This is a genomic window from Mesorhizobium sp. M0208 (assembly GCF_040322015.1).
GTDB lineage: Bacteria > Pseudomonadota > Alphaproteobacteria > Rhizobiales > Rhizobiaceae > Mesorhizobium.
Window position 1 is genome coordinate 23,484 of the sequence record NZ_JAMYSP010000050.1, and the last position, 11,816, is coordinate 35,299.

Annotated in this window: 8 protein-coding genes and 2 pseudogenes; 3 read left to right on the top strand and 7 right to left on the bottom strand. The window is 64.0% G+C overall.

Annotated elements, in window-relative coordinates:
* Nucleotides 1–52: 52 nt before the first annotated feature.
* The 7 genes and pseudogenes from NKJ17_RS30390 to NKJ17_RS30420 form a co-directional block, all read right to left on the bottom strand.
* Nucleotides 53–1,052: pseudogene (locus NKJ17_RS30390) on the bottom strand (polyprenyl synthetase family protein).
* Between the two features lie 155 nt (nt 1,053–1,207).
* Nucleotides 1,208–2,551 carry a cytochrome P450 gene (locus tag NKJ17_RS30395; protein WP_352691446.1) on the bottom strand — a complete coding sequence of 448 codons (1,344 nt, stop codon included), beginning with the start codon at nt 2,549–2,551 and terminating at the stop codon, nt 1,208–1,210.
* Nucleotides 2,551–3,393, bottom strand: coding sequence for an SDR family oxidoreductase (locus NKJ17_RS30400; RefSeq protein ID WP_352691458.1), 843 nt, complete (start codon nt 3,391–3,393; stop codon nt 2,551–2,553). The genes NKJ17_RS30395 and NKJ17_RS30400 overlap by 1 nt, the downstream gene beginning before the upstream one ends.
* A 168-nt stretch (nt 3,394–3,561) precedes the next feature.
* Nucleotides 3,562–3,705 (bottom strand): annotated as a pseudogene (locus NKJ17_RS30405) (ferredoxin); the annotation flags it as partial.
* Nucleotides 3,689–4,978 (bottom strand): cytochrome P450, encoded by a 1,290-nt coding sequence (locus NKJ17_RS30410; protein ID WP_352691447.1) that lies wholly within the window; start codon nt 4,976–4,978, stop codon nt 3,689–3,691. The gene NKJ17_RS30410 and the pseudogene NKJ17_RS30405, both read right to left, overlap by 17 nt.
* 91 nt (nt 4,979–5,069) lie before the next feature.
* Nucleotides 5,070–6,272 carry a cytochrome P450 gene (locus tag NKJ17_RS30415; protein ID WP_352691449.1) on the bottom strand — a complete coding sequence of 401 codons (1,203 nt, stop codon included), beginning with the start codon at nt 6,270–6,272 and terminating at the stop codon, nt 5,070–5,072.
* Between the two features lie 145 nt (nt 6,273–6,417).
* Nucleotides 6,418–6,663: a P-loop NTPase family protein gene (locus NKJ17_RS30420; RefSeq protein WP_352691451.1), complete on the bottom strand. Its 246-nt coding sequence runs from the start codon at nt 6,661–6,663 to the stop codon at nt 6,418–6,420.
* 1,178 nt (nt 6,664–7,841) lie between these two features.
* On the opposite strand from NKJ17_RS30420, the gene NKJ17_RS30425 reads away from it, so the two are divergent.
* From NKJ17_RS30425 to NKJ17_RS30435, 3 genes are all read left to right on the top strand, one after another.
* A complete protein-coding gene (locus tag NKJ17_RS30425) occupies nt 7,842–8,375 on the top strand; it encodes a peroxiredoxin (protein WP_352456996.1) in 534 nt (177 codons plus the stop codon).
* 69 nt (nt 8,376–8,444) lie between these two features.
* Nucleotides 8,445–9,881: an RNA polymerase factor sigma-54 gene (rpoN, locus tag NKJ17_RS30430; protein WP_352691453.1), complete on the top strand. Its 1,437-nt coding sequence runs from the start codon at nt 8,445–8,447 to the stop codon at nt 9,879–9,881.
* A gap of 57 nt (nt 9,882–9,938) precedes the next feature.
* Entirely contained in the window at nt 9,939–11,156 is a 1,218-nt protein-coding gene (locus NKJ17_RS30435) for an MFS transporter (RefSeq protein WP_352691454.1), read from the top strand.
* Nucleotides 11,157–11,816 lie beyond the last annotated feature (660 nt).

Below are 11,816 nucleotides of genomic sequence, written 5' to 3' on the forward strand. Positions count from 1 at the left end.
GCCGCCGGCCGATCGCAGTGGCACAGGGGCGACTCCATGTGGACGGGCGTGCTCATGCGCATGGCGCGTGCCTGAACAGATACCCGTTGGCCCGCTGCAGTATCTGCGCCAACCGTTCCGCACGCGGCCCCAGCGGGGCGATGGCTTCCCCGGCGTCGCGCAACAAATCCAGCGCGAACTGGCGCGCTGCCTGCAGCCCCATGATCGACGCGCAGGTCGGCTTCTGCGCCGCCGCGTCCTTGCCGGGGGTCTTGCCCAGCGTCGCGGTATCCGCTGTCGCGTCGAGAATGTCGTCGATCACCTGCAACGCCAGGCCGAAACAGGCGGTGTACCGATCGAGCGCACAGTACAGCGCAGCGTGCGCGGCATCCTCCGCGATGGAGCATAGCGCGCCCATGCGAACGGACGCGCGCACTAGCGCTCCGCTCTTCATCCGGTGCATCGCCACGATCCTGTCCAGGTCGGCGTGCTTTCCGACCAGCGACAGATCCATGGCCTGCCCGCCTGCGGCACCCTCGGCGGACACGGCCTGCGCCAGTTCCGCGCACGAGCGCGATACGGTTGTCGCCCGGCGCATCCAGGCTCGCCAGGGTCAGGAAGGCGTGCGCCTGCAGCGCATCGCCGACCAGGATCGCAGTGGCTTCGCCGAACTTGACGTGCACGGTCGGAAGGCCGCGGCGAAGCACGTCGTCGTCCATCGCGGGCAGGTCGTCGTGGACCAGGGTACAGGCGTGCATCATCTCGATGGCGGCGCCGACGTCGTCGAGCATGTGCGCCGGCGTGTCGGCCAGTGCGCCGGCAGCCAGACAGAGCAAGGCGCGGGTGCGCTTCCCGCCATGCAAGGTGGCGTAGCGCATCGCCGCCATCAGCTCGGTCTCACCGTCGTCTTCGGCGCAGAGAAGACGCGCCAGTACCTGTTCGACCCGCTTTGCGCCGTCCTGCATCCAAATCTCCGGCAGCAGCCTGCCGGATGCGCCGCGCGCCTGCGCGCCCAATCCGCCGAGCGCGGAAACGCCAGTTCGGTCGTCGTGTAGCGTGGAACCGGTCTGCATGTTTTTCATGGTCCTTGTACCTGACACGAGATGGCCACGGCGAGCGCCAAGCCGCAGCGGTGTTGCCGGCGTCGCACCGAACGCGTGCGCTGAGTGCAGCAATGCCGGGCCTCGCCGGCGCCGCTGCCTCGCCACACGGGGCATGCGATGCCAGCTCATGAGAAATCTATGCGGATTGCCATGGACGGATGTGCGGTCGGGTAATAGCGCCGGCCTTTTTCGACGCCGCTCAGCAACCGCGGCCGCACCCCGGCCTTGTGCATGGTCAGCGCCAAGGCGATGCAGAACTGCACCATCTCCAGCCATACCAGGTGGTAGCCGATGCAGACGTGTGGGCCGGTACCGAACTGCAGCATGTCCACCGGCCGGATCGGCTCCGTGCGTTGCAGCCACCGCGCCAGGCGGAACTGATCAGGCGCCTCGTGCAGCAGCGCCGAGGTCGAGAAATGCAGCAGCGGGATGCACAGATGGGTGCCCGCGGGAATGCGCCGTCGGCCGAGTTGCAATTCCTGCAGGGCGCGACGCGGCAGGAGCGTGGTCGCCGGATGCAGGCGCAGCGTCTCGCGGAACAGCGCCTCGGCGACCGGACACTGCGCCAGGTCCGCGTGCCGGGTCGGCACCGCGCCCACGCGTTGCGCCTCCTCGACCAGGGCGTCCCACAGCACAGGCTGCCGCGCCAGCTCGATCACCATCCAGGCCATCGTCGAGGCAGTGGTGTCGTGACCGGCAAGCAGCAGCAAGCGGATATTGGCGACCAGGACGTCATCGGAAAGCGCATCGTCGCTGCGGTCGGAGGCGCTCACCATGTCGTTGATCAACCCGGTGCGCGCGGCATGCGCGCGCGCATCGCGGACGAACTGGCGCAACTGCGCGTCGATCCAGTCGCGGGCGGCGCGGCCTCGCCGCAAGGGCAGTCCGGGCAGGTCGACCGGGGGCGCGACGATCAACTGCAGCAGTTGCCGGTATTTGCGATGCCATCCCGGCAGGTCCTGCGCGGGGATTCCCATGAGGCTGAAGATGAGCTTGAGCATCAGGTCGCCGGTTTCGCGCAGGATGGTTACGTCGCCGCGGTCGCGCCACGCCTGCACCCGTGCCCAGATGACGGGCGCGAACAGGTCGCCGATGCCGGCCTGGGTCAGCCCCTTAGGCAGGAACGCCGCCTTGATCGCATCGCGCGCCTGCCGGTGCGCGCCGCCGTCCTGGGCAACCAACGTTCCGCCAAGCAATTCGGGCGCGATCTCTTCGATCAGCGCCGAGGACACGTCCTTGTGCCGGAGCAGTGCGAACGCATCCGGATGCACACAGGTCATCAGATGTCCGGCAGGGCCGAAATCCAGCCAGAAGTGGCTGCCCAGCGTCCGTTCTGCGCGCTGCAGCAGGCGCGGCAGGTCGCAGACAATGGCGGGAAGATGCCCGACCAGGGGGAAAGCGCCAGGCATGACCGGGATGTCGCATCGCAGCCGGTGCCGACGGTCGAGTGGGTTGAGCAGCATGTCCATCAGCAGCGCGCCGCCGCCGCCGATTCGGTGTCGCCGGCAGGGCGCGCGGCGCAGCTGTTGCCACCGTCGGCGTATGTCGGCACATGCGCCAGCATGCCGCCATCGATGCACACGACCTGGCCAGTGATAAACGCAGCATCGTCGGAGAGCAGGAACGCCACGAGCGCGGCCACGTCCTCGGGGCGGCCGACGCGCTGCAGGAGCTGGTGCCGGCGCAGATGCCGTTGCATGCACTCGTCCAGCTTGGCGAGGAGACGCTCGGTCATGACGAGACCCGGCGCAACGGCGTTGCAGCGGATCTGCGCATGACCGTATTGGGTGGCGAGCGAAGCCGAGAGCATGTTCATCGCCGCCTTCGACGCGGCGTAGGACGTCTGCGCCGTGTCACCGCTGAGCCCCTGGCACGACGACATGTTGACGATCGCGCCACCGCCGCGGGCGATCATCCGTGGGATGGCCTGCCGGCAGCAGAGCAGCGTGCCGCGCAGATTGGTCGCCATGGTCTTGTCCCAGACTGCCAGGTCCAGGTCGAGGATCGCGCGGTCGCGCGGGGTCAGATGCATGGCGCTCGCATTGTTCACCAGCAGGTCGACCCCCCCGAAGTGCCGCTCCGCCGTCTCGAACAGCGCTGCCACCGCCTGCTCATCGGCGATATCCATGGCTATGGGCAGCGCGTGGCCTGCTTCGGCCGCGATCTGCGCGGTGCAGGCGATGGCCGCCGAGCCATCAATGTCGGCCACCACCACTCTGCCGCCCCCGCGCGCGATGGCGAGAGCGCATGCCTTGCCGATGCCGGCGCCGGCGCCGGTCACCACGGCCACCTTGCCTTCAAACCGTCCCATCGTGTCTCCTGAATTGCCTTGGTCTTTCGCAGCATGCCGCTCGGCCTCCGCCGGATAAGGCGCAGGGTCGGCGCTGGCGCGCTCGTCATGGCCAGCGTCGCTTTCAATGACCCGAATGGCGGCGACCGGGCACTGGTTGGCCGCAAGCCGCACGGCGGCGTGCAGCGCCTGCGGGACCGTCGCCACGCACACTTCGGCCACGCCGTCCGGTTCGCGCTGGCGAAAGGTGCCCGGCAGCGTCAGCACGCACTGCCCGGTAGTTCCGCACAGATCCTGATCGACCAGGACGCGCATCTCAGCCCTCCTGCCCATGCAGCCGCACCGGCAGCGCGCGGAACGTCCTAAGGAACGCGGAGGGCTCCCGGGTCGGCTGCTCGGCCAATGCCAGCGTGGGGAAGCGCGCCTGGATCCGCGGCAGGCTCTCGGCCAACTGCACTCGGGCCAGTTGCGCACCCAGGCAGAAGTGGATGCCGTGGCCGAAGGTCAGCATGATCTTCCCGTCGATCGACATGCCAGGACTGGTGCCGTAGAACCGCACGGGATCGAAGCGGTCGGGATCGGCGAAGGCGTCCGGGTCGCGATTGCCGGCCGCGATCAGCACGCGCACGTCCGCGTTCTTCGGGATCACCACGCCGCCCAGTTCGATGTCGCGCTGGGCGATACGCGGAATGGAGCTGAACATGGCGGGCGCGTCGTAGCGCAGGGCTTCTTCGACGAATGCCTTCACCCCCACGGCATCTCCCTTCAGCCAGTGCCGCTGTTCGGGATACGCGAGCATCGCCAGGACCGCATGGCCGATGGCCGCGGCAGTGGTGGCGAAGCCGCCCAGCAGCATGCCCCAGAGCATGCTGATCAATTCCGCATCCGACAGCATCTCGGCATCGTCGTCGTGTGCGCCAACCAGCATTGACACGATGTCGTGGCGGGCATCGGTGCGCTTGCGCTGTATGAGGTCGCCGAAGTAGGCCTGCACCCTGGCGCTGGCCGCGTCCGCCGCGGCGAGCTGGGGATCGCTGGCGTGCGGGCTCAGGCCTTCCAGAATGGCGCTGATGCCGGCGACGAGCCCTAACATGTCGTCCTGGGGCATGCCGAACAGTTCGCCGAAAACCAGCATGGGCAAGGCCAGCGCGAATTCCTGATGCAGGTCCACTGCCTCCCCGCGCTCCAGTGCGGGCGCCATGCCGTCCAGGCGCGCTGCGACAATGCGAGCGATGGTCGGCCTCAGGTTGTCGATCTGGCCGATGGTGAAATCGCGCGAGATCAGCCGGCGCAGACGCGTATGCGTTGGAGGTTCCTTCATCGCTAAAGTGGACGCCAGCAAACTTAGCGACAGGCTGGTCGCCGCACGCGGGAAATAGCGCGCCAGTTCGCCTGGTGCCGGCCCCCGAAAAGCATCTCCCGTGGCCTTGAGCGCCCAGTAGATGTGGGCGTGGCGGCTCAACAGAAAGAGGCCCGACGCCGCGCGATGTACTGGATCGTGCTCGCGCAACCACCGCATGAATGGGTACGGGTCCTGAATGCACGCTGGCGACGCCAGTTCGGCGAAGGCGTCCCGGCATGCTACCGTGGTTTCTTGCACGTCCATCTTGGTCACCTGTTGGCTGGCTGATCTGATCGGCGCGCGGCAGGCGCGCCGGCAACTCGAGAACGTCGCGATTCCTGGTGGCGTCCCCGCATCACCAGAGCACCGGGAACTCCTCGAACCCGCCAGTGATGATCTCCTTGCGCAACTTCAGTTCTTCGGGCGCCACGGCCAGGCGTAGCGCGGGAAAGCGCTGGAAGATCGAACCGAACACCGCCTTGAGTTCCAGCCTGGCCAGCGCCAAGCCGATGCAGTTGTGCGGCCCGTAGGAGAACGCCAGGTGCGGGTTTTCGTCGCGTCCGATGTCGAAGATTTCCGGGTCGTCGAAATGGCGCGCATCGAACGACGTCGCCGGCAGGCCGACAAGCACCTTGCTCTCCGCACGAATATGCACGCCCGCGATGGTCACGTCGGTCCTCGGATAGCGCATGATGCCGTCCCAGCCCGCGCCCGGCGGGTACATGCGCAGGATTTCCTCCACCGCCTTGTCCACCAGGGATGGATCGCCGACCAGGCGTTCGCGCTGTTGCGGATGGCGGAACATGGCCAGCAGGCCGAATTCGATCTGCGCGACGGTGCTCTCGTGCCCCGCCACCAGCATGCCCGCCGCCAGGCCGATCGCCTCTTCCTCGGTCGCCTTGCCCTGGTCGACCGCCGCGAGCAGATCCGTCAGCAGGTTGTCGCCCGGATCCTGGCGCTTGTCCCGCATCTTGCCGCGAATGTAGGCGCGCAGTTCTTCACAGGCCAGGCGCGACGCGCTGCGCGGGCCGCTTTCATGCTGGTGCGTCATCACTTCGTCGGACAGCCCGGCGAAAAAGGCGTGATCCTCGTAGAGCACGCCCATCAGCGCGCTGATGACCATGGCCGGAAGCGGAAAGGAGAGGTGGCGCCGCAGGTCAGCGGGCTGGGGCTGGGCCGCCAGTGTCTCGAACAACTGCGCGGCGATCACCTCGACCTGCTGCGCGAGCAGCTTCACCCTGCGGTTGCTGAAGGCCGGCGCCACGATCGTGCGTAACCGGGCATGCTCGCCCCCCTCGTGCGAGACCAACCACCCCGGCGATCCGAGAATCACCGAATCCGGGGTGAATGTCGCCGGCGGCATTCCCGAGGGCCGGAACGCCGCGTCGGACAGCACCGCCTTGGCTTCATCGTAGCCTGTCACCCACCAGCCTTCGTGCCCGGACGGGAAGCGCACGCGGTGGATCGGACCGTTGGCGCGTAGCGCCAACATCTCGGGCGAGGGCTCGATGTGATCGACGCGCCACATCGGCAGCGTCGGCAAGGGTTGTTCGCACATGATGGCACTTCACTCTCTAAGCGATGGAAGGGCGGAAGGTGACCGGCAAGCGCCGCGGGCGTCGAATGACGTAAGACGGCATGTAGACGACGTCCTCCGCGGCGTAGCCCGACTCGATTTTCAAGATCAGCCAACGTGTAACTGCCTAGGCATACCCCGCGGCAAGATGCAGAACGTTATCCTGCGCCTTCGAGTTCAGGATAAAGCGAGTGTGGCAGGCCTTTGAGCCGGAGCCGGCCATCAAGATTTCCTGCGCAAGGGTTCGACCAAGGCGGCGAGCCTGTTTGGTAGGGGGCGGTTTCGCCGAGCGCCCCTTCCCATAGAATGCTATCCGATGCGGATTTGGCATTTGCTTTTCTTTCTTCGTTCCATCGATCGCGGTGTCATCCACGAAATGAATCGGTCGGGGCTCCCGGCTCGCAACGAGTGGACCTTCAAAACTCGTGCCAATTTGGCCCACCCAGCAGAAGCCGCGCCTTTGCGGACCTTTCGGTCGGGCCTGCGACATTCTTGTCCAGTTTCGAACATAAGAGGGTTGCGAATGGGACACGCTTGGAGAATTCGATCCTCACGGAATCAGGGCGCTTGCCGCAGAGCGCGCGCTCATGGTTGCTGCGACAGGCGCGTGTTCGCGATAGCCGTGCCTCCGCACGCAAGAACACGCTAGCGGCACACGCTACGCAATCGCTGCAGTGCCCGCCGGTGTGAGGTAGTGCATCGGCTCGGCTTCCGGTTCGTCTTTGCCCAGCCGGGGCGGAAGCGACGAATATCCGCACCATACAGCACCCGTTGTTGCGTGTGGTGACGAGGCGGTTATAGCGCGCGCCCGATCTTCTAAGACACGGCCTCCGAGAAAAAGGGGGCGGTCCAAAAGCATCTCTATTTGAAATGGCACGCCGCTTGCTGCTCCTGGTTAGAGCCCATCAAATCACGATGAAAGCGACTTGTGCCATGCCCGATACGCGAAGCTCCAAACCGTGGCCTGAGGAGACGGTGCCCGTTCCCGCTGAACGTCGGGACATCGTCTCCTCCGGAAGTCCGTTCTCGGTGGCCGCTTTGCGCATAGCTGGTCCGATGCCGGCACGCCAACACGGGCCGCTCGCGCAAATGCCGTTTCCCGGTTCTGTTCAGCATGTGAGTGCCCAAGAGCCCCGTCAAAGGGTCACCCAAGCCAAGGCCGGCGGGTCACTGCCACATATCGACAACACGCTGAACCAGTCGAGTGACGCGGGTCTGTCGCGTGAAGTGACATTTCAGGCCCCACATGCTTGCGATATTGGCTACTTCCGGCCGCTATCCCTTTTCCAAACGCACGATCGCGAGTGACCGATCCCGCTTCCGGCGCCATAGCCGTGGAAACCAAGCGGCTCGACGGTGTCCAGCTCGCTCAAATCGATTGCGTGCGGGTGGCCAAGACCAGCCGCCAAGACGTTCCCATACGTCGGGAGGGAAAAAGGAGGTTGCGAGCCGCGAGGTCCTCATTCCGTGCCGGGCATACGAGCCTTTGCTCGGTATTGCGCCAGCCTCTGCCAGAATTCAGCGCCAGTTTTCTTCTTTAGGAGTAACTTGATGACAGTTCAAAAGAAAGTTCCCTTCGTCACCTTTCTCACGCGTGTTCACGATAAGTCAGTCCAGGGGCCAAATCCATATCGCTGGCAAGAAAAGACATCTGACGACTACTTTGCCGGCAAGCGGGTCATCCTGTTCTCGCTGCCTGGCGCTTTCACGCCGACCTGCTCGACCTACCAATTGCCCCAGTTCGAAGAGCTCTATGATGAGTTTGAGAAGGAGGGAATTGACGCGATTTACTGCCTCTCAGTCAACGACGCCTTCGTCATGAATGCGTGGGGGAAGTCCTTGGGCCTGAAGCAGGTCGAGCTCATCCCGGATGGCTCAGGCGAGTTCACACGCAAAATGGGCATGCTGGTCGCCAAGGACAATCTCGGCTTCGGGATGCGCTCCTGGCGCTACGCCGCCCTGATCAACAATGGCGTGGTGGAGCACTGGTTCGAGGAGGAAGGTTTCTCCGACAACTGCGAGGCCGACCCCTATGGCGTCTCGTCCCCGCAAAACGTTCTCGAAACGCTGAAAGCCGCCGCATGACCTAGAATACGTCTCACTGGTGCCATTGCCGGCCCCAAGAGGCTCCTCGACAGGATTATCGCGCTTACCATGCAATCCTCAGCAAGCCTGCTTCAGCGCCAGAAGCAATCCATGGTCGCATCGCCTCAACTCATTGAGTCGATTCGCCTGCTGCAACTGGCGCATACTGAACTGCATCAGTTCGTGGAGCGGGAAATCGAGAAGAACCCGCTCTTGGAATCTGCATCAAGCGATGGCGGGCCTTTTGACGACGTTTCGATTTCGGGAGCGGATCAGCCTGTCGGCCCTGGCGCAAACGCCGTTGAAGGACCGACCGGGGCAGGTTCGCCTGAACGGCTCGGGCAATGGAAATCACTTCGCAACACGACCAACAACCCGCCCGGCAATGGCCCTTCCCTCGACGAGTTTGCCACCCTCGCCGAAACATTGCACGACCATGTCGCTCGTCAGATCGCCCTCACTGCGTTCACACCACAGGAGCGGCTGATCGCTGGCCAGCTTGCCGCCGATCTGGAAGACACTGGCTATCTTCGGGCAAACCTTTTGGAGCTGGCCGAGAGCCTGAATGTCCGTGAGGCTGTTGTGGAACGGGTTCTCGGAACGTTGCAGCAATTTGATCCACCGGGGGTTTTTGCGCGAAATCTCAGAGAATGCCTCGAGATCCAGTTGCGCCAGCGAAATCGGCTCGACCCGGCAATGGCAGCTTTGGTTGCCAATCTTGAAATGCTTGCGCGACGCGATTTTGAGGCACTGAAGCAGCATTGCGGCGTCGATGAAGAAGACCTTCTCGACATGATGCATGAGATTCGGGCGCTCGATCCCAAGCCTGGGAACCGATTCCAATCCGGTGCGTCTGAATCAATCATACCCGACGTCTGGGTCACGCCCTCGCCGCAAGGCGGGTGGCAGATCGAACTTGATCCCGCCGCGCTGCCAAAGCTGCTGATCAACCAAAGCTACTATGCCGAAGTCTCGCGTCAAACTCCCCAAAATTCGAAAGATAAAGCATTTCTCGACGAATGCTTGCAAAACGCGACCTGGCTAATCCGCAGCCTCGATCAGCGCGCCAACACCATTGTTAAGGTTGCGGCTGAAATCGTGCGTCAGCAGGATGCCTTTTTGGAACATGGCGTCGCCCACCTGCGGCCTCTCAATCTCAGAACCGTCGCTGACGCGATCGGCGTGCACGAGTCGACGGTAAGCCGGGTGACCTCGAACAAGTACATGCTTACCCCGCGCGGAGTCTTTGAACTGAAGTATTTTTTCACCGTCGCGATCGCGTCCTGCCAAGGCGGCGATGCGCATTCCGCCGAAGCTGTCCGGCATCGGATCAAAGCGATGATTGCCGCAGAATCTCCCGGCGACGTGCTTTCCGATGAGGACATCGCTGTCCGGCTAAAGGAAACCGGCATCCATGTTGCGCGCCGCACCGTCACAAAATATCGCGAAGCAATGAACATCCCCTCCTCCGTGCAACGCCGCCGGGAAATGCGCTTGTGTTTTTAGATTTGGGTCAAGGCAGCCAACATCACGTTGCATTGCATCAAAGTGGAGACTTCGATCATGACCCAATCCGCAGCAGGCGTTATGGACGCTGTTCTGCACGACCCAGAAAGGCCCGTCCCACCGTCTGGTCCCGCATGGGGTGCGGTCATTTCGCTTTCCTTGGGTACCTTCGGTCTGGTGACGGCAGAGTTTCTTCCGGTCAGCCTGCTCACGCCGCTCGCGCATGATCTCGGTATCACCGAGGGAGCGGCTGGACAGGCGATGACGGCTACCGCTATCGTCGGGGCCATTTCGGCGCCGACGGTGGCCATCATCACAAAGCGCCTGGACCGCAGGATCGTCATGTGGACGATGACACTGCTGCTGATACTGTCGGACGTTCTGGCGGCCGGCGCGTGGTCGCTGGCGGTTCTCCTCACTGCACGCGTTGTGCTCGGCATAGCGCTCGGCGGCTTCTGGTCGATGTCGGCAGCACTGGCGACGCGGCTCGTTCCAAGCCACCTCCTGCCGCGCGCCATGTCGGTCATCCTCACCGGCGTTTCCGTGGCTACCGTTTGCGCAGCTCCAATTGGCGCTTATGTGGGCGATATCTGGGGATGGCGAAGCGCCTTCATGCTCGCCGCAGCCGGCGGCGCCGCTACACTGCTGGTGCAACTCATAACCATTCCGAGGCTGCCTCCGATTGGAGTGGCTAGCGTCCGCAGCCTGCTGGATGTGGCTAAGATTCCGATGGTCAAAGTTGCGCTTTTGGTCGTCCTGTTGGTCGCTTCCGGCCACTTCGCCGGAATCACCTATATTCGCGCCTTCCTCGAGAAGATTCCCGCGCTGGATGTCGAAACGATCTCGCTTGTGTTGCTTGCTTTCGGCATCGGCGGATTCTTCGGCAATTTGGCCGGCGGGCTTCTGGCCGAGTACAGTCTCAAGGCAGTCGCGGCCCTTGCACCGCTGCTCATAGCGATAGCCGCTGTTTCGCTGCTGACGGCGGGAGCATCGGCCTTGGCCTCGGCGATTGCGGTTGCCGCGTGGGGCTTTGCCTTCGGCGCGGTGCCGGTAGGATTGCAGACGTGGATGGTGCGGCGGGCCGTCCCCGAGCACGCCGAAAGCGCCGGTGTGCTGATGGTCGTAGCGTTCCAAGTGGCAATCGCAGCCGGCGCGATTTTCGGCGGACTATTGGTGGACAATGCCGGGATTACCAGTGCCATTGCCTACAGTGCTGTTGCCACGTTCCTCGCCGCCCTGACAGTGTTCCTGCTCGGCCCGAAGCGCGAAACCTAGACCGCCTGACAGAAGAGGCCTCAGCAGCGCAGCGGGACGAGAGATGCAGTCGCATGCACGGCGCGGCGCCATCCTCCGCATGATTACGTATCGACCAGCGCCAGCGCCTCGCCGGCTTCACCTCCGGGCGGATGGCGACCTTCGCCGCCAGACACGCGAACCTCGCCGGCACCGGTTTCTATTTGGCGACGATGAGCGCTGCCATCGCGATGGAACCCTTGCTGGCGGTCATATCCTTCACGACAAGCCGGCATTCTGCGCGAGCGACAGCTACGCGCCGGCCATGCCCGTCAGAACGCCGGTGTAGATGCCGCACGATAGCGCAGCCAGGTCGCGAAATGCCAGTGGTGTCAACGGCGGCCGGATTATCGTCGACCGCGCGCGAAGCCCGAGCCCGAAGCGGGTGCTAAACAGCACCAACCAGGTAGATGGCATCATCAGGGACGCGACATAGACCACCAGTGAATGGCCCGTAGATCAGCTCGGGATAGACTAGCCCGAGCACCGGCACGCCGCGCACCCGTTCGGCGCTGGGCACAATGATCGAATCGCGAGTCTTCAGCCAAATTGGATGCCTCTGACCTTGCCCCTCTGATCTAATCCGGTTTGAAGTTCGTTCTGGCCCATCGAGAGGACCAGGACATGAAACGTAGCCGCTTC

Bases quoted from the DNA above. Each gene is read 5' to 3' on its own strand.
- NKJ17_RS30395 (WP_352691446.1), bottom strand. From the start codon at position 2,551: ATGGACATGCTGCTCAACCCACTCGACCGTCGGCACCGGCTGCGATGC.
- NKJ17_RS30400 (WP_352691458.1), bottom strand. From the start codon at position 3,393: ATGGGACGGTTTGAAGGCAAGGTGGCCGTGGTGACCGGCGCCGGCGCC.
- NKJ17_RS30410 (WP_352691447.1), bottom strand. From the start codon at position 4,978: ATGGACGTGCAAGAAACCACGGTAGCATGCCGGGACGCCTTCGCCGAA.
- NKJ17_RS30415 (WP_352691449.1), bottom strand. From the start codon at position 6,272: ATGTGCGAACAACCCTTGCCGACGCTGCCGATGTGGCGCGTCGATCAC.
- NKJ17_RS30425 (WP_352456996.1), top strand. From the start codon at position 7,842: ATGACAGTTCAAAAGAAAGTTCCCTTCGTCACCTTTCTCACGCGTGTT.
- rpoN (WP_352691453.1), top strand. From the start codon at position 8,445: ATGCAATCCTCAGCAAGCCTGCTTCAGCGCCAGAAGCAATCCATGGTC.
- NKJ17_RS30435 (WP_352691454.1), top strand. From the start codon at position 9,939: ATGACCCAATCCGCAGCAGGCGTTATGGACGCTGTTCTGCACGACCCA.